The following is a 21,757-nucleotide window of genomic DNA, read 5'->3' as shown; positions in this document are numbered from 1 at the left end:
GGATACAAAGCAAAGCTTTTAACTATGCAGCGACGCTCAGGCGTCGATATGCAGCCGCCGTATGTAGTTCTCGCAGAACGAAGCGAAGCGATGCACCACCTGTCGCGGCTTCATCGTGCGCGATTGCGCGATGCCGAGCATCGTCGCGTTCACATTGTCTTTAAAGCGCTTAATGACGAACTCCTCGCCGTCCACAGTCCGGTTCGATTTGAGGGGGAAGTTCAGGAGGCTATAGCCCAGGCCGTTCGCCACCATGCCGCGCACCACTTCGGGCTGCGACGAATGAAACGCGGGCACCGGCCGACTGCCGACGGCATCGAACAGCGCGGCAAAGTACTCGCGGCTGTGCGGCAGATCGAGCATCACGTAAGGCTCGGACAACAAATCCGCAAGCGAGATCCTGCGCGCGCGGGCAAGCCGGTGAGTACGCGGAAGAATGGCGTACGGCGGCAACGAAAGTAGCGGTGTGAACGCAATGTCCTCGGTGAGATCGAGGCTATAGGTGAGCGCGATATCCAGCGAGCCGTCGTGCAAGCCGCGCAGTAGCGCGTCCTGGTGCGCTTCGACGGTGCGAAACGAAATGCCAGCGTGGTCTTCGGTAAAGCGGGCAATGAGGCGCGGCATCAGCGGAGGCGCCAGCGATACGAGGCAGCCCAACGCGATGGAGCCCGTCATCCCGCCATCCATTTCTTTCGCGGCCATTTGCAGTTCTTCCGCAATCTTCAGCAGATTGCGCGCCTGGCCGAGCAGATCGCGCCCTGCCTGCGTCAGCGACAGACCACTTGCGTGATGTCGAATGAACAGCTGGACGCCGAAGGACACTTCCAGATCCGCGAGGGCCGTGGAAATGGAGGGCTGCGATATGTGCAGCTTGCGGGCCGCTGCGGTGAAGGACAGCGCTTCCGCCGTGACGACGAAGTAGCGAAGCTGGCGCAGCGAATACCGTAGAGGATGGCTTTCCATCGGGACGTTTCTTTCGTGGGGCGGGATGCGCCGCATTGTGAAGTGGACAAAAAACGTTGCATAGGTAATTCCGATGCATTGCATTTTTTGAAAATATTTTATTGATCCCCCATCGGCGCGTAGATTCTGACGACGCAATAACGCCTCTCGGAAGGACATAGCCATGACAGTGGGAACAACGTCAATTGACACGCTCGTGGTGGGCGCCGGCCAGGCCGGCATCGCCATGAGCGAACATTTGAGCCGACACGGCGTGCCGCATCTGGTGCTCGAGCGCGCTCGCATAGCAGAGCGCTGGCGCACGGGACGCTGGGATTCGCTCGTCGCGAACGGCCCGGCATGGCACGATCGCTTTCCGGGGCTCGAATTCCCCGAAACCGGGCCAGATGCGTTTGCGCCCAAGGAAGAAGTCGCCGACTACTTCGTGGCTTACGCCAAAAAATTCGACGCACCTATCCGGACCGGCGTCGAAGTGAGAAAGGTCGTGCGCAACACGGGTCGCGAAGGCTTTACCGTGGAAACGTCGGACGGCGTGATCGAAGCAAAGCGCGTGGTCGTGGCGACCGGGCCGTTCCAAAAGCCGGTGATTCCGCCCATCGCCCCGCAGACTGCTTCGCTCACGCAGATTCATTCGGCCGACTATCGCAACCCGCAGCAACTGCCGCCGGGCGGCGTGCTGGTGGTGGGTGCGGGATCGTCGGGCGTGCAGATTGCCGATGAGCTGAACCGCGCGGGCCGCCGCGTGTACCTGTCGGTGGGCGCGCACGATCGTCCGCCGCGTGCCTATCGCGGACGTGACTTCTGCTGGTGGTTGGGCGTGCTCGGCGAGTGGGATGCGGAAGTCATGAAGCCGGGCCGCGAACATGTGACGATTGCGGTGAGCGGTGCCCGCGGCGGTCACACCGTCGACTTCCGGCGCCTCGCCCATGAGGGGATAACGCTCGTCGGTCTGACCCGTTCGTTCGATGACAACGTGGTCCACTTCAACGCCGATCTCGCAGAAAACATTGCCCGTGGCGATGAAAACTATCTGTCTCTACTCGATGCGGCAGACGCCTATGCTGCGCGAAACGGTCTGGATCTTCCGGCCGAACCGGAAGCGCGCCTTATTCCGCCGGACCCGGATTGTGTGACGCATCCGCTGCTCGATCTCGATCTGGCGCAAGCGGGCGTTACGTCGATCATCTGGGCGACAGGCTATGCAACCGATTTCAATTGGCTGCAAGTCGACACCTTCGACGCAAAGGGCAAGCCTATGCATCAGCGCGGTGTATCGAAAGAACCGGGCGTGTATTTCCTCGGGCTTCCCTGGTTGTCGCGCCGCGGCTCCGCATTCATTTGGGGCGTGTGGCATGACGCAAAGCACGTTGCCGATCACATCGTTACGCAACGCAAATATCAGGCGTATTACGACGCGCCCCGAACCGAGGCGCAAAAGCAGCCGCGTGAAGAAAGCGTTCAAGCCAATTAAAGCATTCGAGGTCAACAGATGAGTCAGCCTACCCATACCCGTATCCGCATGTTCAACACGAAGGACACGTATCCGAACCAGACGCTAGACAACGATCTTTGCCAGGCCGTGCGTGCCGGCAATACGGTGTATGTGCGCGGACAGATCGGTACGGACTTCGCGGGCAATCTCGTCGGTCTGGGCGATCCGCGCGCGCAAGCCGAACAGGCGATGAAGAACGTCAAGCAGTTGCTCGAAGAAGCGGGCAGCGATCTTTCGCACATCGTCAAGACGACGACGTACCTCACGGACGTGCGTTTTCGCGAGCCGGTCTATCGTGAAGTCGGCAAGTGGCTCAAGGGCGTGTTTCCGATTTCCACGGGTCTGACCGTGGTCGCGCTGGGGCAGCCGGAATGGTTGATGGAGATCGACGTGATCGCCGTCATTCCGGATGGATGGACGCCGCCCGCCAAAGCTTGAGGAGCGATGCATGACATTCTCTATCGTCGGTCGTTGTGAGAAGACGGGGCAGCTCGGCATTGCAATCAGTTCGTCGAGCATTGCCGTCGGCGCGCGCTGTCCGTGGCTTCGGGCAGGCGTGGGCGCGGTCGCCACGCAGAACGTCACGTTGCCCGCACTCGGGCCGCAGATTCTCGAGCTTCTAGCTGACGGGCAACTCGCTCCTGCCGAGGCGCTGAAACGCGCGCTGGATGCCAACGAATGGAGCGAGTTCCGGCAAGTGACGGTGATCGATGCGCAGGGCCGCACGGCATTCTTCAGCGGCAAGGAAGCGCTAGGCACCTATCATGCCGTCGCCGGCAATCAATGCGTCGCGGCCGGCAACATGCTGTCCGGCAAGCATGTGATCGAAGCGATGCCCGCGGCTTTTGCCAACGCCACGGGTCAGCTTGCCGACCGGCTGCTTGCAGCGATGCGCGCTGCGATGGCTGCCGGCGGCGAAGCTGGTCCCGTACATTCGGCGGCGCTGAAGATTGTGAGCGATCTGAGCTGGCCGCTCGTCGATCTGCGCGTCGATTGGGCCGACGACGATCCGATCGGCAAGCTCGCCGACCTGTGGAGTGCCTACGAACCGCAGATGAACGACTACGTGACCCGTGCGTTGAATCCCACCGCCGCGCCGAGCTACGGAGTGCCTGGCGATGAGTGAGATGTCGAGCCGCGCGTTGCTCGAAAAGCTGATCGGCTTCGCAACCGTCAGCCGCGATTCGAATCTCGCGATGATCGAGTTCATCCGCGACTACCTCGCGGCGCACGACGTTCAATGCGAATTGTTCTATAACGACGAGCGCACCAAGGCCAGTCTCTTCGCGACAATCGGCCCGCGCGATCGCGGTGGCATTGCGCTGTCGGGTCATACGGATGTAGTGCCCGTGGACGGCCAGGCGTGGACCGTGGACCCGTTCCGTCTGATCGAGAAAGACGGACGCCTGTTTGGACGCGGCACGGCCGACATGAAGGGCTTTCTTGCTTCGGTGCTGGCGGCGGTGCCGACGTTCGTCGAACGTAATCTGAAGATGCCCGTGCATCTCGCGTTCTCGTACGACGAAGAAGTTGGATGTCTTGGCGTGCGCCCAATGCTCGAGCAACTCGCACAGCGCGAGCACAAACCGGTGTTGTGTCTGATCGGCGAACCAACGCTGCTGAAACCTGTGCTTGGCCACAAAGGCAAGCTGGCCATGCGCTGCTGCGTGAAAGGCGCAGCGTGTCATTCGGCCTACGCGCCGTATGGCGTCAACGCGATTCAGTATGCGGCGCGTCTTATCAATCACCTCGACCAGATCGGCGAGGAACTCGCGCAGCCGGCGTATCGCGACGAACGATTCGATCCGCCGTATTCGACGGTGCAGACCGGTGTCATCAAGGGCGGTCGTGCACTCAATATCGTGCCGGCCGAATGCGAATTCGACTTCGAAGTGCGGGCGTTGCCGGGCTTCGACGCCAATCAGGTAGCGCAGCGCCTGCAGAGCTATGCCGAGGCTGAGCTGCTGCCGAAAATGCGCGCCGTGAAGGCAGATACGGACATCAGAATGCGATCGCTGTCGGCCTATCCAGGCCTCGCGACATCGCCTGATAGCGAAGCGGCTCGTCTGCTCGCGCTGCTGTGCGGATCGACGGAATTCGGCACCGTGGCGTTCGGCACCGAAGGCGGTCTGTTCGAACAGGCGGGCATTCCGACCGTCGTGTGCGGACCAGGCAGCATGGACCAGGGGCATAAGCCCGACGAATACATCACGTCCGAGCAATTGCGCGAGTGCGACGCGATGCTGCTCCGCCTGGCCGATCACCTCTCAATCTGAATAACGCCGATGCCGCACGCCGGCATTGGCAGGAGACGCAATTTGAACACTGCGCAAAGCAATACCGCACCGTTGATCGAAAAACATACGATTGGCTACGTGCCCCCTGAGGACCGGCACGGCAAGGTGCGCGATCTGTTCACGCTCTGGTTCGGCGGCAACATTGCGCCACTGCCAATCGTGACCGGCGCACTAGGCGTGCAGATCTTCCATCTGAACCTGCTATGGGGCATTGTCGCAATTGTCGTCGGGCAACTAGTGGGCGGCGTGCTGATGGCGCTGCATTCGGCGCAGGGTCCGCAAATGGGCATCCCGCAGATGATTCAAAGCCGCGCGCAGTTCGGCTCGTGGGGCGCGCTGCTCGTGACAGTGATTGCGGGTGTGATGTATGTCGGCTTCTTTGCGTCCAATATTGTGCTCGCCGGCAAGTCTCTGCATGGAATCGAAAATGGCGTGTCGGTGCCGGTAGGCATCGTTATTGGCGCACTCGGTTCCGGTCTCATCGGCATCATTGGATACAGGTTCATTCATATTTTGAACCGCATCGGAACCTGTGTGCTGGGCATCGGCATTTTCGTTGGATTTGTTTATATCCTGACGCATATTGCCACCGATGACTTCTTCACCCGCGGCGGCTTCAATATCGCGGGCTGGCTCGCCACGGTGTCGCTCTCTGCGTTGTGGCAGATCGCATTCGCACCGTACGTGTCCGACTATTCACGTTATCTGCCGCAGAACGTGCGTGTGTCGTCCACATTCTGGGCGACGTATCTCGGCTGTACGATCGGCTCCACGCTCGCGTTCGTGTTCGGTGCGGTTGCTGTGCTTGCCGTGCCGCCCGGCGCCGATGCGATGGATGCGGTCAAGACGGCAACCGGTCCGCTCGGCTCGCTAATGCTCGTGCTGTTTCTTCTGAGCGTGATCAGCCATAACGCGTTGAACCTGTATGGCGCGGTGCTCGCAGTGATCACGTCATTGCAGACGTTCGCATATCGCTGGATTCCGACGGCGAGAGCCCGTGCGGTGCTCTCGATCGTCATTCTGCTTGCGTGCTGCTATTTCGCAATCGGCGCATCCACGAACTTCGTCGGCAATCTTGTCGACCTGGTGCTCGCCTTGCTCGTGGTGCTGGTGCCGTGGACCGCCATCAATCTGATCGACTTCTATGTGATTCACAAGGGCCATTATGACATCGGCTCCATCTTCAAGGTGGATGGCGGCATCTACGGGCGCTTCAATCCGCAGGCGTTGCTTGCTTACGCGATTGGCATTCTCGTGCAGATTCCGTTCATGAATACGCCGATGTATGCGGGCCCCGTGCCCAAGTACCTGGATGGTGCGGACCTGTCGTGGGTCATTGGGCTCGTGCTGACTTCACCGCTGTATTACTGGCTGGCGACGCGCGACACGCAGTATCGACGCAAGACGATGCGCGCGGAAGTTGCGCGCCAGCCTTGAAATCACCCGCCCGTGGAAGGCGGAAGAGTGCCGCCCAGCAACTGCTTGCGCGCGCGCTTGGCGCGATACATGGCGGTGTCGGCCAGGTTGAGCGCCTGGTCCACCGAAACGAAGCGCACGGCCACCACGCCCGCACTCACGCCGGCAAATGGTAGGCGCCTGTCGCGGAGTGTGTAGGTGCCAGCCGTGACCGCTTCCGCGCGGGCCGCCAGTTCGGTGGCCGCGCTGTTCGCGGCGGCCTCGTCGGCAGGCGCGGGTCCGACGAAGGCGAACTCGTCGCCGCCTATGCGCGCGAGCATGTCGCTGTCGCGCACGATGCCCGCGAGGCGGCCCGCGCATTGCGTCAAAACCTGGTCGCCGACGATGTGCCCGAACTCGTCGTTGATCTCCTTGAAGCCGTCCAGATCGAACAGCCCTACGAGTACATACGAGCCGTCGCGTGCGGCCCGCGCGAGCAAGCGGCCAAGCTCGTCGTGCAGCGCGCGCCGGTTGGGCAGGTCGGTCAATGAGTCGGTAAGTGAATGTTTTGCCAGATACTCGTTGGACCGGCGCAATTCCTCGAGCAGGCGCTCGCGTTCAATGTGCTGGGCGATGAGTTTTGAAAAGATGTTGAGCGCACTGCGTGCCCGTGGGCCGAGTTTTTTGCTGGTTTTGCCGGCGGCGCAAAGCGTGCCGATGACCTCACCATTGCTGCCGCACACAGGCGCGCTTGCGTACGTCTGAATGCCCAGGTCGGCCGCCGCCTGCGAGTCGCCCCAGACGTCCCGCACGTTCGACACGACCTGCTTGCCCTGTTCGAGGCAGCGCTTGCACAGCGTGTCCGACCACGGAACGGACAACCCCTCGGGAATCAGGAGCTCGCCTGTATTGCGGGCAATCGTAATCGACTGGACCGCGTTCTCCAGGTCGATCGATGTCAGATAGGTCGATTCAAGACCGGTCACGACCTCCAGCATTTCCAGCAACGGTCGCGCGAGCGCCTCCAGACTGTTCGCCTTCGCGACAGTGGCCGACAGGCCTTCCAGCGTTTCCTCCATCGGTCGTTCCTCTCCAGTGGACTTTGACTGTGCAGCGATGCCTGAGCGTTAATCTCAGCACCCCGATTAGCACATGATAGTCACTGGGCCGACTTTGCGGATGAAACTTGTGATGCAGGTTTCGGCTGCGAGGCCGGCCGTGCGGGTGCGATGAAGAAGAGATGTGGTTCACGGACCCGCGCCGCTCGCTTCGGGATTTGCCGATTGCAAACCTGGCAGCATGCCCGGAAGCTCACGCGGTGCGCAGATGTGGACGAAGTACGAGCGCCAGAGGCAAGATCGCTAACGCCGTGGCTGCGGTGGCGATAGTCGCGCCATATACGCCGATTCGATCGCCGAGGAATCCATAAGCAATCGGAGCCAATGCGCCTGAAGCAATCACCCCTGTATAAAAGAGCGCGAATGCTCGCTCGGTACGCTCGACCGGGGTCAGTTCCGGCACGGTTCCATAAAGCACGGACGAGGTGCCGTTGAGCATCGCGCCAACGAGCGGCAGCAAGATCAACGCGGGCACGAGCGGCAGATAGATCACGGCAAGAATCAACGCAGCCGTACCGCCTTCAGTGGCGAACACGGTTCCGATTACGCCCATGCGCGCGCCGAGCCAGCCACATATGAATTTGCCCGCTGCGCCGCCAATAAAGACGAGAGCGAGTGCCGTACCCAGCATTGGCTGCGAGATACCTTTTGCTTTGAGCAGAAACGGCAGGAAGGTCAACAAGCCCATGCGCACCGCCGTGTCCAGTACGCCGATCGTAAACAGCACCGAAAAGCCTGCGCGCGAATTGCCGCCGCCGTGGTTTGAAGTCTCTTCTGCGGAAGCTTCGGCTCGCGGCACCGACGGGAGAAAAAGTGCAAGCACTATCGCGACCACGACACCGACGGCGGACATGGCCCATAGCGCATGGCGCCACGGCATGATGGTGATGAGAAGCGAAATGGCCGCCGGCAACGCCGACTTGCCCAGGTCGCCTGCGAAGTTGTAGATGCTGAGCGGCCCCCGGGCGTTGCGTCCATATGCCCGCGAAACCGCGCCCGAAGCAAGGGGATGCTGCGTGCTCGAGCCGCCTCCCGAGATGGCGAGCGCGACGCACAGGCCCAGCAAGGTTCCAGACATGCCCGCGACTGCATAGCCCAGTGCCGCGAGCAACGTACCTAATGCGAGCGTCGCTCGCGTGCCGAAGGCGCGCGCGACGCGACCGGCGGGCAATTGCAGCGTCGCCATGGTGCCGGCATAGACGGCGCGCAACATGGCCAGCGCACCGTAACCGAGTCCAAAGTCTGTCTGCCATACGGGCAGCAACGCGTAGATCATGTCGGTGTAGCCGTCGTGCAGCGCGTGCGCCGTGCACGAGAGCCACAACACACGCCGGGGTGAAGCGGCAGAGGACTCCGCAGCTTTGCCGGTCACGTCTGCGGTTGCGGAAGAGAAAGAAAAAAGTCTCATGGTTCCAAGGATTGCACCGGCGCGGGGACTGCCGGGGATTTCAGCGCAGTGCTGGTTTGGGGGCACCTACAGTCTAGGGCCGCAAGCAATCTGTCACAACTGAAGTAAAATTGAGTCAAACGGGAGAAAAAGTCACTAATGGGCACACACAAAGGCTCGGCGAAAGCCGCGGATAATCTGCCGCCGCTCAATGCGTTGCGGCACTTCGAGGCTGTCGCCCGCCTCGGGAGTTTCGCCGCCGCGGCGAGCGATCTGCACGTCACCCATTGGGCGGTCGGCAAACAGATTCGATTGCTGGAAGACTGGTTCGGGGTGCCGCTTTTTGAGCGCCGCTCACGCGGCGTCGTTCCTACTGACGAAGGTGCCGCGCTGCTTAACGATGTCAACGGTGCATTCGTGCGCCTGAGCAGTTCAGTTACCCGGCTGCGCCACGAACCGGCTACGCGTCGCATATCGGGTCTGGTGCGCGTCAATGCGCTTGCGAGCTTTGCACTATGCTGGCTGATACCGCGCCTTGCCGATTTCGAGGCGCGCTATCCGGACATCGAAGTGCGACTCTCCACGACCTCGCGCAAGTTGCGCTACGTGGGCGACGCATTCGACGTAGGCGTACGCTCCGGGCCCGAGGAGGCAACTGGTCTCACGTCCACGGCCTTGATGCCCGACTTGCGCGTGCCGGCCTGCAGTCCGGCAGTGCTGCAAAGCCGCCCGATCAGAACGGTTGCCGATCTGCGAAATCACACGCTGCTTCACTCCACGAGCACGCGCACTGCGTGGAGCGACTGGCTGCGCGCAGCCGGCGCGCCGGGTCTACAGGCTGCCCGCCATCTTCACTTCGATCATGTGTTCCTTCAATTGGGCGCGGCTACGGCGGGCCTCGGCGTTACGTTGGCGTCGCTGCCGCTCATCGAACGCGAGATCGCGACCGGGCGCCTCGTGTGTCCGATAGTAGAGCACGCATGGCGCGGACCCGATTACACGCTGGTCGTCAACACCGATCGCGCGAACGACGACGCGGTCATTGCCTTCAGAAAGTGGATCACGGTGGCGGCCGCGCAAGATGCGGCGGCGCCAGGCAGCCGCCCGCCCGCGCCCGGAGCCCGCCGCAGCACGGTGCAACGCAGGAAGAAAGCCCGCGCCAGCTAGTTCACACGCGCTCCAGCAACCCCGCGAGCAGCGCAGCCCCTTCCTCGCCCTTCGCTGCGTCAGCCCACAGCCGGTCTATCATCTTGCGATACATCGTTACTGCATCCGGTGCGGTGGTGATGGTCGCGATACCGGTGCGAATGTTCGGCAGTTCTCCGAGCCGGAACGGCGAGACGGCGACATAGGCTTTCTCGGCGTCCTCGAAAATCTGGAAGGTTTCGTTTGGCATGTTGTCGCTCACAATGCCGATGCGAATGCCTTCGGTATCGCGCGAGAGCATGTCTATGATTCTCGCTACCTCCCGGCGCGCAGCGAGCTTTCTTTCCAGTTGCACACCCGGCGGCAAGCCAAGGCGCCCAACCAGTCCGTGATGCAGGAACTGCTCGATCTGGCGCAGGCCGATCAGGCTGGTGACGTTCGGACGCGCTTGCCGGAAGGCGGCCTTGCGGTCGGCCAGAATGGACATGACGCGCGTAAGCGTCTGTTCCCACGCGGCATCGGTCAGCAAGGGCGGAATGCTTTCCTCGAGCATATGCCTCAGCCAGCCGTCGTACTCTTCGGACGTCAGCAGGAAAGAGAATGGATCGAAGTGAGCGACGATCCGTGCGGAGCGGCTCTCCAGTTGCCGCATGCGCTCGAAGTAACTGACGGCCGAGTCGTGGTACTCCACTTCCACACCAAGCAGATTGGCGAGCGAGACGCCGAACAGCGCTGCCAGACGTTCGAGCGTATCAATCTTGACGATCTCGCCTCGCTCCAGCTTGTAGACGGCGGCGCGCGAAATATTCAGCCGCTCGGCGACATCTTCGCTGCGCAGTTCGGCGGCGATCCGATAAGCCCGCAAACGTTCGCCGATGCTCTGAAAATCGAAGCGTGCGCCGTGCGGGCGCTTTTTTCGGGTGGTGGCGTTCATTCAAGCCCTCGTCGTTTACTTAAATATACCCGGGCGGGTTGTCGTCGTCGCGCTGACAGCAGTTGTGGCGGGCATTCTGCGCCATGGGCGTTCGGACGTCGATAGACAGATCAAACGCTTGTCTATCTTTTTGTCTCGTGTATTTTAATGTAGACGGCAGCTTGGCGAGCCTGGATAGATCCGCGGGTGACACTGCGGACGCGCCTTCGCCCCGGGGCCGCGAGCGCATTCCGGTTGGCGATGCCATGTCTGCTAAGTCTATAAAAATAGACTGAAGGGGCAGCTTCGCTGCCGTCGAAACGAAGCGCCGCTTACGCGAAGCATCGCGTGAGCGGGCGCATTACCCATGCAAGGCAAAACGCACCGGCCACCAAGGACCGGAGGAGAGAAGGCAATGAAGTTGCAACGCAATCACTGGTCGGCTTTGCTGGCCGTGTGCCTCGCAGCAGGCGCGCAATCGGGGCGGGCGCAGTCCAACGTCACCTTTTACGGCTTGGCGGACGTGTTCGTCGGCTCGGTGAAGAACCCCGGCGGCCATGCCGCAGTGGTCGAACAGGGCGGCGGAATGTCGACCTCGTTCTGGGGCTTGAGCGGTACCGAGAACCTGGGCGGCGGCAATTCGGCCTTCTTCGTCCTGGAGAGCTATTTCCAGCCGCAGAACGGCTCATACGGCCGCTACGCCGGCGACAGCTTTTTTTCGCGCAACGCATTTGTCGGACTATCGACGAAGTATGGCCAGCTGCGAGCCGGGCGCATTACAACGCCGCTGTATCTCGCAACCATCCAGTTCAATCCGTTGTTCAATTCGTACACGTTTTCGCCGATGATCTTCCACACCTTCAAGGGCCTCGGCACCGAAGGGGTGGTCGGCGATTCGGCATGGAACAACGCGGTGGCCTACGCCAGTCCTACGTTCGCGGGGTTCAATGCGGGCCTCTTGTATGCGCTCGGCAATACGGCGGGCCAAAATGGTGCGAAGAAGTGGAGCGTCAACGCGAATTTCACGCGCGGGCCGTTCGCGGCCGCGGCGATCTACCAGTACATCAACTTCAGCGTAAGCGCCGGCGATCTCGGCAACGCGCTTGCCACCGTTCCGGGCCTGCGCAGCCAGAGCACCGTGCAACTCGAGCGTCATACGACCTGCGCGTGGTCAAGGTTTTCGTGCAGTATATGGACATCCAGAACCGCTCGCGCGGCGGCAATTTTCACGGCGACACCGCGGAGATCGGCGCGACCGTACCCATCGACGTAGGCACGCTGATGGCCAGCTATGCCTATACGCGCTCGAGCGGCAGCCTTGGCAACGGCGAACATCGCAGCACTGGGGCGCTCGGTTATGACTATCCGCTGTCCAAGCGCACTGACCTCTACACCGCAATCAAGCTCGATCATTTCAGCAGGCAATCCACGGGCGTGACGTATGGCGCAGGCGTGAGAACGCGCTTTTGACGCCCCATGAACGCACCGCTTTTCGAGACCCGAGAAATGCTCGGGGTTAGTCCCACCAAATCGGCGCTTGCAATCTCGAACATGCGCGAGTAGTCTAAATATTTAGACAAAGGAGTATCAAGGTGAATCTTCAAACTGCTGCCCAATGGCTTTCGCAGGACATCGTTGGTTTTTCTGACATTCACCGGTTCGCCGCGCAGTGCCGCGATGCGGCCGCGCCACAGGGGCGTGAATCGGCAGCACTGATTCTGCTCGCGCAGGCTGCGGCAACCTTCACGGAGCGGCAGGAAGGTGTGGCGGTGACGAATGAAACCGTGCGCGCGTTTCTCGCCGACCTGCGCGCGCAGGCGCGAGAACTGAGCGATGCCAGCGGCGCATCGGATAGCGCGCTGCTGTCCGCGCTTAACCGCTTCGCAGCGCAGATGTCAGCCGACCTGTTCGTGTGACGCTGCATCCATCAAAGGCTTCTCTGACGCCTGGCCGCATGGGGCTATTGTCCAAAAAATGAAACCCGTGCCAGCATCGTTCGACGCGACACCTCATGCGCCGTCAGAGAAGTCACCCCTCATGCACCGGAAAGATCATGCAAGCAAACCTTCAATCTTCGACAGCCGCACCAGCGGCACAAACCGCTGAGCAGGTGTCCCGTTATGCGTGGAAAGTGCTGGCCGGCTCCGCGATCGGCTACGCGATGGACGGTTTCGATTTGCTGATTCTGGGCTTCATGTTGCCGGCCATCTCTGCCGCTTTGCACCTGAGCGGCCAGCAGGCCGGCGCGCTCGTCACCTGGACGCTGATCGGCGCGGTTGCCGGCGGCGTGATTTTCGGTGCGCTGAGCGACCGGTATGGCCGGGTGCGTGTGCTGACCTGGACCATTCTGCTGTTTGCGGTATTCACCGGCCTATGTGCGTTCGCGCAGGGATTCTGGGACTTGCTCGCCTACCGGACCATCGCCGGAATCGGTCTGGGCGGCGAGTTCGGCATTGGCATGGCGCTCGCCGCGGAAGCTTGGCCGGCGAGCAAACGCGCGCGGGTCTCGTCGTACGTCGCACTGGGTTGGCAAAGCGGAGTGTTGCTCGCGGCACTGCTGACGCCGCTGCTGCTTCTGCATATCGGTTGGCGAGGTATGTTCGCCGTGGGCGTGCTACCCGCAGTGGTCGCCTGGGTACTGCGCAACAAGTTGCATGAACCGGAGGTCTTCGTGAGAAGCCAGCAACCGGTGCGTACCGCGAGCCGCTTTGCGCTGCTGTTCGCCAATGGCCGCGCGGCGCGCACGAGCCTCGGCATTGTGATTCTGTGTTCGGTTCAGAACTTCGGCTACTACGGAATCATGATCTGGATGCCGACGTTCCTCTCCAAACAACTAGGTTTCTCGTTGACGCGCTCGGGTCTTTGGACGGCCGTTACGGTCCTCGGCATGATGGCCGGCGTGTGGCTCTTCGGCCATCTGGCCGACCGCATTGGCCGCAAGCCCACTTTCATTCTTTACCAGATCGGCGCAGTGGTCATGGTGCTCGCGTATTCGCGGTTGTCCGACCCGGTCACGATGCTTTGGGCCGGCGCGCTGATGGGCATGTTCGTCAACGGCATGGTGGGGGGATACGGCACGCTCATGTCCGAAGCGTATCCGACAGCGGTGCGGGCCACCGCGCAAAACGTGCTGTGGAACGTGGGCCGCGCAATCGGCGGGCTAGGACCACTGGTGGTCGGTGCGCTCGCCGCGCAGTACTCGTTTCAGATCGCGATCGGGTTGCTTGCGGCGCTATACGTGCTGGACATGGGGGCCACGCTCGTGCTGATTCCGGAGCTCAAAGGCGCGGCGCTCGAATGACGCGTCCTGATCCAGCATTGCATCGGGGTGCCACATTGCCCCGCGTTTGAAGCACTACGTCAATCGGATGAAGGAGGAAGCCATGCATGCCGAACCGTGTTCGTGTGCGGGGCCCTGGGAAGCCAGTGTGAGCGCGCATGCCTGCGAGGTGGTCGAACACCATGCTGTCAATCGTCGTTACCGGTATTTGCGGGTACGCACGGCGGCGCCTGTCGCGCATGCGACCCAGCCTGGGCAGTTCTATCAGTTGAAGTGCCCCGTGTCGGAGCAGCATCAACCGTTTCTGCTACGGCCGATGAGTGTGTACGGCATGGGGCCGGACGCGGGCGATATCGAGTTTCTCTACAACGTCACAGGCCTCGGCACGCGCGCGCTCGCGCAACTTGAGGTGGGCGACGCCATGTCGATGGTCGGGCCGCTTGGCCGGCCGTTCCATCTGGATCGGCAGGCGCGTCGGCTGTTGCTGGTCGCACGCGGCGTGGGACTGGCGACCATGGCGCCGCTCGTGCAACGCGCCGCGCGCGCGGGCGTCGGTCTGACCATCGTGATGTCGGCGCGCACACCTGAAGACCTGATGAAAGACGCCTTCCTGCGCGGCGCGCCGGCCGACACGCATTGCGTGTTCGACAGCGACGGCACGTCTTCCGTGCCACGCATGGAGACGCTGCTGCGTACGCTGATCGAGCGCGATCGGCCGGATGCGGTCTACACCTGCGGCTCGCAGCGTGTGCTCGCGTTGTTGCAGCATCTGCTCAGCGAATATCCGCAGATTGCCGGAGAGGTTGCGCTCGAACAGCGCATGGCATGCGGCATGGGAGTGTGCCTGTCTTGCGTGCGAATGTTCGACGACGGCCACACGCGGCAATTCCAGCGCGTCTGCCGTGAAGGCCCGGTGTTTGCCATTCGCGATGTAGTAGGGGAGGTGGACTTTGCCTGATCTCAACGTACGCGTAGGCAATGTGAGTCTGCGCAATCCTGTCATGCCGGCCTCCGGGTGTTTCGCCATCGAGTATCGTGAAGCGCTCGATCTGAACCGGCTCGGTGCGCTCGTCATAAAAAGCGTGTCGCCGGTGAGCCGTCCTGGCAACCCCACGCCGCGCGTCGCCGAGACCAGCAACGGCATGCTGAACTCCATCGGCATTCCTAGCCGTGGGCTCGACTACTATCTCGCGCATGTGCTGCCTGCCTACACGCGTTACGATACGCCGGTTGTCGTATCGGTGTCGGCCGATACGGCCGACGATTTTGCTTCGGCATGCGAACAGTTGTCGTTGCCGGAAGTTGCGGCCATCGAGGCAAACATCTCATGCCCTAATCTCGAAGCCGACGGCATGGCATTCGGCATGGATGCGCAGACCACGTGGCAGGTTGTCGACGCTGTGCGGCGCCGCACGCGCCATCCACTGTGGGTCAAGCTCACGCCGAATGCCGGCAACATCGCGCAGGTCGCGAAGGCGGCCGAAGATGCCGGCGCGGACGCCGTGGTGATGGGTAACACGGTGCTCGGAATGTCAATCGACGTGCGCACCCGCCGCCCTTCGCTGGGCAACGTCATGGGCGGTCTTTCTGGACCGTCGATCAAGCCAATCGCGCTGCGCCTCGTGCACCAGTGCTACCGCGCCATATCGATCCCGGTTATCGGGTGCGGCGGCATTCAGAATGCCGAGGATGCGGTTGAATTCATGCTGGCCGGCGCGAGTGCCGTGCAGGTCGGCACGGCGTCGTTTCGCGATCCGGGCGTGATGCAGAAGATCATCGACGGCCTCGGGCGCTATTGCGTCGACCAGGGTATCGGCTCGCTTGCGTCGCTTGTCGGAAAGGTCGAACTCGACGCCCAACTGAGCGAGCGCTGGGCGCGTTTTTGCATGGATCGAATCGAAGAAGGCGCGGTGGTCGACAACTCATGAACGCGAAAATTGAAGCTGCGCACGCGGAGTCTGTCTCCGCATCCGACGGATTCTCGAATGGCGGCGCAATTCCGCTAAGCGAACTCGCCGCGCTCGCCGAGCAGTGGTTCAGCGAACTGCGCGAGCTTTCGTTCGACGGTGTGGGCATTACGCGTGAGAGCTACGGAGAAAGCGAATCGGCGGCAGCCCGCGCGCTCACTGAATATGCAAGGAACGAAGGCCTCACCGTGCATGTCGACCGCGCCGCCAACCTCGTTTTTGGACTTCCCGATTGCGCTGAGAGCACGCCTGCGGTGTGGGTCGGCTCCCACCTCGATTCCGTACCGCACGGCGGCAACTATGACGGTCTTGCAGGCATCATCGCGGGTTTGCTGTGCCTCGTCGCGCAGCGGCGCACGGGCGAGGCGTCGGCGCGTCCGCTCAAAGTCATCGCATTACGCGGCGAGGAAAGCGCCTGGTTCGGCAAGGCGTACATGGGTTCGAGCGCGCTGTTCGGCAGGCTCAAGCGCGACGATCTGGAGATGAAACATCGCAGCAATGGCCGCACGCTCGCCGAATGCATGGCGGCCGCGGGTGTGGATGTCGACGCCGTGCGTGTGGGCAAGCAACTCTTCGATACTCGCGCCGCGCACGCGTACCTTGAACTGCATATCGAACAGGGGCCGGTCATGCTTGCGCGCAACCTGCCGGTTGCAGTGGTGTCCGGAATTCGCGGCAATGTGCGGCACAATTCCATTAGCTGTATTGGCGAAGCGGGTCATTCGGGCGCGGTGCCGCGCAATTTGCGTCACGATGCGATGTTTGCCGTTGCCGAACTCATCACGCGTCTGGACGAGCATTGGCGCAAGCTGGTCGAGCGGGATGTCGATCTGGTAGTGACCACGGGCATCGTCTCCACCGATCAGGAAGAACATTCGATCTCGCGGATTCCGGGCCAGGTTCATTTCAGTTTTGAAGCACGCAGCGAAAGCACCGATACGCTCAGCGTATTTTACGAGTTGCTGCTTGCCGAAAGCAATTCGATTGCGCGCGAGCGCGGCGTGCGGTTCGACTTCGACCGGTGTCTCGCCAGCGCGCCTGCGCTGATGGATTCCCATCTGCGCGCAACGCTCGCGGATGCCTGCGCGCGTCTCGACATTCCGTTCGCCACGCTGCCAAGCGGCGCCGGCCACGATGCCGCATTGTTCGCCAACGCAGGCGTGCCGAGCGGCATGCTGTTCGTGCGCAACGAGCACGGCTCGCATAATCCGCGCGAGGCGATGGATATCGCCGACTTCATGCTGGGCGTCGGCGTGCTGGCCGAGACCATTCAACGTCTTTGAGTAAAAGCGCATTCTCGCCCTGCCATGACAGAACATTTGACCCTGCGTCGCCCCGACGATTTCCATCTTCATCTGCGTGATGGTGATCTGCTGCGCACGGCGTTACCTTTCACCGTGCGTCAGTTCGCGCGCGCAGTGATCATGCCCAACCTGAAGCCACCGGTGACGAGATGGCGCGACGCGGCCGCTTATCGGGAGCGGATCCGCGTTGCATTGCCCGCTGGCATCTCGTTCGAACCGTTGATGACATGTTATCTGTGCGATACGACCGAACCTGACGAGCTCCGCGAGGGCCACGCGCGCGGCGTCTTTACTGCTGCCAAGCTGTATCCGGCCGGCGCGACGACGCATTCCGAATATGGCGTGACGTCCGCGGCGAAAATTGCGCGTGTGCTGGAGGCCATGCAGGAAATCGGCATGCCGCTTCTGGTTCATGGCGAAGCCACCGACCCGGCGGTGGACGTATTCGATCGCGAGGCGGTCTTTATCGAACAGACGCTGCAACCTTTGCTGAACGCTTATCCTGCGCTAAAGGTCGTTCTGGAACACATCACCACAGAACAGGCTGTGGCCTTTATTGATGACGACGCGAGCGGCCGTCTGGCCGCGACCATTACGCCGCAGCATCTGCTGCTCAATCGCAATGCCATGTTCGCAGGCGGTTTGCGATCTCACCACTACTGCCTGCCTGTGCTCAAGCGCGAGCGGCATCGACTCGCATTGCGCCGTGCGGCGACCTCAGGTTCGCGGTCGTACTTTCTGGGAACCGACTCTGCGCCGCACGCGGCGAGGTTCAAGGAGTCCGCTTGCGGATGTGCGGGCATCTTCAGCGCGCCCGTTGCACTGGAGGCGTACGCCACCGTGTTCGACGAAGAGGGGGCGCTCGCGCATCTCGAAGCGTTCGCCAGCGAAAACGGAAGCCGCTTCTACGGCCTACCTTTGAACTGCGGCACAGTAACGCTGAGGCGCGCTGCTCAGCAGGTTGTGCCGCGCATCGATTATGGCCCCGGCGAATCACTCGTTCCTTTCATGGCGTCCACGTCTTTGCCTTGGCAAATCGCGACGCCGGCCTCATGCAGTGCCTGACGTTTGCTCCCGGATAAACGCGTAGACATCCGCGAGACTCGAGACAATGCGCGTGCCCTCAGGCGCGCCCTCGAACGAGGCGCTCGGGCCGATGCACATGAGCGGCTTGGAAAAGCGTGTGGCGAGACGAATTTCGTCGAGCGTGCCCTTGCTGCCAGGCAGCGCAATGACGACGTCGCTCGTCAGCACATTCACATAATTGCGGCTTAGCGCACTGTCTGGCGCGCCTGCCTCTTTGCGCGGCAGCGGCGTGAGAATCGGCAGATCGATGAAAGGGTTTGGGTAACCGGAGATAGGGATGAATCCGAACACCGGATGCGTCTCGCTCGGCACGATGCCAATGGAGCGGCCAGTGCGTGGCTGCGCGGTGGCGAACGCGCGCGCGGTGGCAAGCATCACGCCACGTCCGGCGCCCGTGAGCAGATCGAAACCGTGCACGGCGATCCATGTGCCGAGGGGCGTGGCCAGTTCCGGCCACTCGCTGCTACCGGAGCCCATCACGCCAATAATTGCCATTGCTTGCCTCTCCTCCGGACTCGTCTGACGGAACTGCTCTGGACAGTCCCACATGGTGCCTGTCGTTTTAATTATACAGAACGCGGTGTTTTGCATCGCGCGTTTAATCGACCTATCGCGCATAAAGAGAAAAATGCCGTGTTTTCGGCACTTGCGTTTTCTTTCAAGTTTATTTAGTCTAGAAAAATAGACAAACGTCGTTGTCGAACGAATAGAACTTTCGCTGACACAGCAGGCGTTGCATGGGCAAACAAAAGAGCCCGCTAAAACCTGAGAGAGGTGTATCAATGCTTGATCATGAAACGAATGAGCTGCTCACTCGCGTCGGGCCGAATACGCCCTGCGGCGACCTGTTGCGCCGCTACTGGCATCCAGTCGGCTACTCGTCGGAGTTGAGCGAAGCGGGGCAAACCAGACGCGTGCGGATTCTGGGCGAGGACCTCGTGCTCGCGCGCACCAGTGGCGGCGAAGTGCTGCTCGTACAGGAGCGTTGTCCCCATCGCGGCGCATCGCTTCTGTATGGCTTCGTGGAAGGGGAAAACATTCGCTGCGCCTATCACGGCTGGCTTTATAACGCGGCGGGCGAGTGCATAGAGCGGCCGTTTGAATCCGCGAAGGCAAGCCGCGTGTGCAAGAAGATGATCGAGAGCTATGCCACGCACGAGTGCGGCGGCCTGATTTTCGCCTATATGGGTCCCGCGGAGCACAAACCCGCGTTTCCCAATTGGGACATTCTCGTCAGGAACGACGGCGTACGTCATTTCGAAGTGCAGGAAGACCTGGCGTGCAACTGGTTTCAGGTGCAGGAAAATGCGGTGGACGTCACGCATACTTTCTACACGCACTCCAAATATTTCGAGCACCTCGGCATGAGCGACAAGTCGGGTTTCGGCAAACCGTTCAAGCGTTTCGGCTTTCAGCGTTTCGACTGGGGCATCGTGAAGAGCTGGGAATATGAAAGCGCCGGCCGCGGCTGGGGCAATCTGATGGTGTTCCCGAACATGCTGCGCATCATGACCGAAATGCATTGGCGCGTACCGGTCGACGATACGACCACGCGCGTTGTCTGGGTCTCGTTCACGCCGGGTGCGGACGGTTCCAGCGTGCAGACCGGCGAGCCGCCGAAGATCGTGCGGCAGCCTGCCCGCACGGACGAGGGTGGCCGCTATCTGATGGACACGTTCATGAGTCAGGACGCGATGGCAGTCGAAACGCAAGGCGCGATTCTCGACCGCTCGCGTGAGAACCTGGGCGCATCGGACCGCGGCATCGTCATGTTCCGGCAAATGCTGCAGGAACAGATCGCCACGGTGCAGGCAGGCGGACGTCCGATGGCGAACATGTACGGCGATGCACCCGCGATCACCGATCTGCGCGAGTGGATGGGCGGCTATCTGCCGATGAGCTGCGCGCCCGACCCCACCTTCCGCCAAAGCCGCGACTTCACCGAGATTTTTAACGACTCGCACATCGAATACGAAATTCCGGCGAATTCTCCGGTAATGCGCGGTTGAACCGGCCCGCACGCCAACAGTCATCAGTCGAGGCAAGACCGTTGAACACGAGCTCCAGGATCACGCCGGCCTTGCTGGCAACAGGACTGGCCATTATCTCGCTGCTCGCCTGGCGCGGCATGATGAGGGCGGAGGATGCGCGGATCGTCGCGATCGTCTTCGCTTGCATCGTGCTGTGGGCGACGGGCGCCGTGGCCGGGCTGCTAGTGTCGTTGCTGTTCTTCCTGCTTGCCGCGACGCTCACGTCCGTGCCTGCTGCGGAGATTTTCTCGGGCTTCGCGTCGAGCGCATTCTGGCTCGTGTTCAGCGGCTCGGCTATCGGCTTTGCGCTCAAGGAGAGTGGTTTGAGCGAACGCATCGGTATGGCGCTCGCGCGCAGCATCGGCGGCTCCTATCTGCGGGCACTGCTGGCTTTCGCAGTGTTGAGCTTTCTGTTGTCGCTCGTCATGCCGTCCACGTTTGGGCGCGTGGCCATCCTGATCCCGATTGCCATCGGCTATTGCGACGTCGTCAATCTGGGCGAGTCTGCGAATGGGCGGCGCGGAATCCTGCTGCTGGTCATTGTCGGCTCGTACGAGCTTGCAGCGGCCGTGCTGCCGGCGAACCTGCCTAACGTGATTCTGGCGGGCATTCTGGAGCAGTCGCATGGCATTCATCTGCGCTTCTCTGAATACCTGCTTTATTTCTTCCCCGCTGGCGTCGTGGTGCGCGGCGCGGTTCTAATATTCGCGTCCTACTGGCTCTTTGCGGACACGGTGCACGCAGTCAGTGTGTCGAAAGAGCGTGTGGCCGTGAGCAAACGCGAGTTGCACACCGTGGCACTCCTTACGATCACGCTCGCATTCTGGTTTACCGACTCCCTTCACCATATTGCTCCGGGTTGGGTGGGCCTTGGCTTCACGCTTGCGTATTTCCTAACCTCGCGACCGGAGCAGCTTACGCGGTTCACCGCGACACTGAAGATGGATCTGCTGTGGTTCATTGCCGCCATTATCGGCCTGACCGCGCTCGTCAATCATCTCGAGATACGTATTCCGGATGCGCTCGCGCTCGAATCGCTGCGCCATAGCCCTTTCTTTGCGTATCTCGCGCTGACGGCTCTCTCCATTGTGTTGTGCTTCGCGGTGACCTCCAACGCGGAGCCCGCGCTTTTCGTGCCGATCGTTTCGCGCGTGCTGGGGCAAAGCGCGCATCTGAAGGCCGGTTTGCTGATGCAGGTGATGGGATATGCGACCACGTTCATGCCGTATCAGTCGCCGCCGGTTGTTTTCGGCAACGAACTGGCGCGGCTCGATAAAACCGCGGCCCTCAAGTACTGCATCGTGACTGCGCTCCTCGGGCTTGCATTCGTCTTGCCCGTGAACGCATTGTGGTGGCGGCTGCTCGGCCTGCTATAACCG

General features: G+C 61.6%; 19 protein-coding genes and 1 pseudogene. 15 read left to right on the top strand and 5 right to left on the bottom strand.

What is annotated here, in order from left to right; translation table 11 throughout:
- Nucleotides 1–36: 36 nt before the first annotated feature.
- Nucleotides 37–963, bottom strand: a complete 927-nt coding sequence (locus F757_RS0131290; RefSeq protein WP_027214782.1) for a LysR family transcriptional regulator — start codon at nucleotides 961–963, stop codon at nucleotides 37–39.
- Nucleotides 964–1,126: 163 nt separating this feature from the next.
- Between F757_RS0131290 and F757_RS0131285 the strand changes: the two genes are divergently transcribed.
- The 5 genes from F757_RS0131285 to F757_RS0131265 are packed head-to-tail and all read left to right on the top strand — an operon-like array spanning nucleotide 1,127 to nucleotide 6,189.
- Nucleotides 1,127–2,434, top strand: coding sequence for a flavin-containing monooxygenase (locus tag F757_RS0131285; RefSeq protein WP_027214781.1), 1,308 nt, complete (start codon nucleotides 1,127–1,129; stop codon nucleotides 2,432–2,434).
- Between the two features lie 18 nt (nucleotides 2,435–2,452).
- The gene (locus F757_RS0131280; RefSeq protein WP_027214780.1) at nucleotides 2,453–2,893 is read left to right on the top strand and encodes a RidA family protein; all 441 of its coding nucleotides are present in this window, start codon (nucleotides 2,453–2,455) and stop codon (nucleotides 2,891–2,893) included.
- A 10-nt stretch (nucleotides 2,894–2,903) separates the two neighbouring features.
- Nucleotides 2,904–3,581 (top strand): DUF1028 domain-containing protein, encoded by a 678-nt coding sequence (locus F757_RS0131275; RefSeq protein ID WP_027214779.1) that lies wholly within the window; start codon nucleotides 2,904–2,906, stop codon nucleotides 3,579–3,581.
- Complete coding sequence (gene argE / locus F757_RS0131270) at nucleotides 3,574–4,731, top strand: acetylornithine deacetylase (protein ID WP_027214778.1); 1,158 nt, start codon at nucleotides 3,574–3,576, stop codon at nucleotides 4,729–4,731. Before F757_RS0131275 ends, argE begins: the two co-directional genes overlap by 8 nt.
- Before the next feature lie 42 nt (nucleotides 4,732–4,773).
- Nucleotides 4,774–6,189 (top strand): purine-cytosine permease family protein, encoded by a 1,416-nt coding sequence (locus F757_RS0131265; protein WP_027214777.1) that lies wholly within the window; start codon nucleotides 4,774–4,776, stop codon nucleotides 6,187–6,189.
- A 2-nt stretch (nucleotides 6,190–6,191) separates the two neighbouring features.
- Here F757_RS0131265 and F757_RS0131260 read toward each other — a convergent pair whose 3' ends face one another.
- Together F757_RS0131260 and F757_RS0131255 are read right to left on the bottom strand one after the other, a co-directional pair.
- Nucleotides 6,192–7,226, bottom strand: coding sequence for a sensor domain-containing diguanylate cyclase (locus tag F757_RS0131260; protein ID WP_027214776.1), 1,035 nt, complete (start codon nucleotides 7,224–7,226; stop codon nucleotides 6,192–6,194).
- Between the two features lie 232 nt (nucleotides 7,227–7,458).
- A complete protein-coding gene (locus F757_RS0131255) occupies nucleotides 7,459–8,673 on the bottom strand; it encodes an MFS transporter (protein ID WP_084531099.1) in 1,215 nt (404 codons plus the stop codon).
- A 138-nt stretch (nucleotides 8,674–8,811) separates the two neighbouring features.
- On the opposite strand from F757_RS0131255, the gene F757_RS0131250 reads away from it, so the two are divergent.
- The gene (locus F757_RS0131250; RefSeq protein WP_027214774.1) at nucleotides 8,812–9,819 is read left to right on the top strand and encodes a LysR substrate-binding domain-containing protein; all 1,008 of its coding nucleotides are present in this window, start codon (nucleotides 8,812–8,814) and stop codon (nucleotides 9,817–9,819) included.
- 1 nt (nucleotide 9,820) lies between these two features.
- Here F757_RS0131250 and F757_RS0131245 read toward each other — a convergent pair whose 3' ends face one another.
- Nucleotides 9,821–10,732, bottom strand: a complete 912-nt coding sequence (locus tag F757_RS0131245; protein WP_013342448.1) for a helix-turn-helix domain-containing protein — start codon at nucleotides 10,730–10,732, stop codon at nucleotides 9,821–9,823.
- A 394-nt stretch (nucleotides 10,733–11,126) separates the two neighbouring features.
- On the opposite strand from F757_RS0131245, the pseudogene F757_RS34470 reads away from it, so the two are divergent.
- The 7 genes and pseudogenes from F757_RS34470 to pyrC all read left to right on the top strand — a co-directional run bounded on the left by F757_RS34470 (nucleotide 11,127) and on the right by pyrC (nucleotide 18,327).
- A pseudogene (locus F757_RS34470) lies at nucleotides 11,127–12,181 on the top strand (porin).
- A 122-nt stretch (nucleotides 12,182–12,303) separates the two neighbouring features.
- Nucleotides 12,304–12,627 (top strand): hypothetical protein, encoded by a 324-nt coding sequence (locus F757_RS0131235; RefSeq protein ID WP_013342450.1) that lies wholly within the window; start codon nucleotides 12,304–12,306, stop codon nucleotides 12,625–12,627.
- Between the two features lie 137 nt (nucleotides 12,628–12,764).
- A complete protein-coding gene (locus tag F757_RS0131230; RefSeq protein ID WP_027214773.1) occupies nucleotides 12,765–14,012 on the top strand; it encodes an MFS transporter in 1,248 nt (415 codons plus the stop codon).
- 82 nt (nucleotides 14,013–14,094) lie between these two features.
- Nucleotides 14,095–14,949: a dihydroorotate dehydrogenase electron transfer subunit gene (locus F757_RS0131225; protein ID WP_027214772.1), complete on the top strand. Its 855-nt coding sequence runs from the start codon at nucleotides 14,095–14,097 to the stop codon at nucleotides 14,947–14,949.
- Nucleotides 14,942–15,919 (top strand): dihydroorotate dehydrogenase, encoded by a 978-nt coding sequence (locus F757_RS0131220; protein ID WP_027214771.1) that lies wholly within the window; start codon nucleotides 14,942–14,944, stop codon nucleotides 15,917–15,919. Before F757_RS0131225 ends, F757_RS0131220 begins: the two co-directional genes overlap by 8 nt.
- On the top strand, nucleotides 15,916–17,241 hold the full coding sequence (locus tag F757_RS0131215; protein WP_232221492.1) for a hydantoinase/carbamoylase family amidase: 1,326 nt from the start codon (nucleotides 15,916–15,918) through the stop codon (nucleotides 17,239–17,241). The genes F757_RS0131220 and F757_RS0131215 overlap by 4 nt, the downstream gene beginning before the upstream one ends.
- Nucleotides 17,242–17,265: 24 nt before the next feature.
- Nucleotides 17,266–18,327, top strand: coding sequence for a dihydroorotase (pyrC, locus tag F757_RS0131210; protein ID WP_027214769.1), 1,062 nt, complete (start codon nucleotides 17,266–17,268; stop codon nucleotides 18,325–18,327).
- On the opposite strand, the gene F757_RS34465 is transcribed toward pyrC, so the two are convergent.
- Entirely contained in the window at nucleotides 18,313–18,843 is a 531-nt protein-coding gene (locus F757_RS34465) for a DNA-binding protein (RefSeq protein ID WP_035467741.1), read from the bottom strand. The two genes, pyrC and F757_RS34465, sit on opposite strands and share 15 nt — an antisense overlap.
- Before the next feature lie 287 nt (nucleotides 18,844–19,130).
- On the opposite strand from F757_RS34465, the gene F757_RS0131200 reads away from it, so the two are divergent.
- Together F757_RS0131200 and F757_RS0131195 are read left to right on the top strand one after the other, a co-directional pair.
- On the top strand, nucleotides 19,131–20,357 hold the full coding sequence (locus F757_RS0131200) for an aromatic ring-hydroxylating dioxygenase subunit alpha (RefSeq protein ID WP_027214768.1): 1,227 nt from the start codon (nucleotides 19,131–19,133) through the stop codon (nucleotides 20,355–20,357).
- A 41-nt stretch (nucleotides 20,358–20,398) separates the two neighbouring features.
- Entirely contained in the window at nucleotides 20,399–21,754 is a 1,356-nt protein-coding gene (locus F757_RS0131195; RefSeq protein ID WP_027214767.1) for an SLC13 family permease, read from the top strand.
- The last annotated feature ends 3 nt before the right edge of the window (nucleotides 21,755–21,757 follow it).

This window comes from Burkholderia sp. WSM2232 (assembly GCF_000472545.1).
GTDB lineage: Bacteria > Pseudomonadota > Gammaproteobacteria > Burkholderiales > Burkholderiaceae > Paraburkholderia.
The sequence above is the reverse complement of the archived record's forward strand: the minus strand, read 5'-3'. Positions and strand labels throughout refer to the sequence as shown.

Coding starts and splice junctions, on each gene's coding strand:
- F757_RS0131290 (WP_027214782.1), bottom strand. CDS start 963: ATGGAAAGCCATCCTCTACGGTATTCGCTGCGCCAGCTTCGCTACTTC.
- F757_RS0131285 (WP_027214781.1), top strand. CDS start 1,127: ATGACAGTGGGAACAACGTCAATTGACACGCTCGTGGTGGGCGCCGGC.
- F757_RS0131280 (WP_027214780.1), top strand. CDS start 2,453: ATGAGTCAGCCTACCCATACCCGTATCCGCATGTTCAACACGAAGGAC.
- F757_RS0131275 (WP_027214779.1), top strand. CDS start 2,904: ATGACATTCTCTATCGTCGGTCGTTGTGAGAAGACGGGGCAGCTCGGC.
- argE (WP_027214778.1), top strand. CDS start 3,574: ATGAGTGAGATGTCGAGCCGCGCGTTGCTCGAAAAGCTGATCGGCTTC.
- F757_RS0131260 (WP_027214776.1), bottom strand. CDS start 7,226: ATGGAGGAAACGCTGGAAGGCCTGTCGGCCACTGTCGCGAAGGCGAAC.
- F757_RS0131255 (WP_084531099.1), bottom strand. CDS start 8,673: ATGAGACTTTTTTCTTTCTCTTCCGCAACCGCAGACGTGACCGGCAAA.
- F757_RS0131250 (WP_027214774.1), top strand. CDS start 8,812: ATGGGCACACACAAAGGCTCGGCGAAAGCCGCGGATAATCTGCCGCCG.
- F757_RS0131245 (WP_013342448.1), bottom strand. CDS start 10,732: ATGAACGCCACCACCCGAAAAAAGCGCCCGCACGGCGCACGCTTCGAT.
- F757_RS0131230 (WP_027214773.1), top strand. CDS start 12,765: ATGCAAGCAAACCTTCAATCTTCGACAGCCGCACCAGCGGCACAAACC.
- F757_RS0131225 (WP_027214772.1), top strand. CDS start 14,095: ATGCATGCCGAACCGTGTTCGTGTGCGGGGCCCTGGGAAGCCAGTGTG.
- F757_RS0131215 (WP_232221492.1), top strand. CDS start 15,916: ATGAACGCGAAAATTGAAGCTGCGCACGCGGAGTCTGTCTCCGCATCC.
- pyrC (WP_027214769.1), top strand. CDS start 17,266: ATGACAGAACATTTGACCCTGCGTCGCCCCGACGATTTCCATCTTCAT.
- F757_RS34465 (WP_035467741.1), bottom strand. CDS start 18,843: ATGGCAATTATTGGCGTGATGGGCTCCGGTAGCAGCGAGTGGCCGGAA.
- F757_RS0131200 (WP_027214768.1), top strand. CDS start 19,131: ATGCTTGATCATGAAACGAATGAGCTGCTCACTCGCGTCGGGCCGAAT.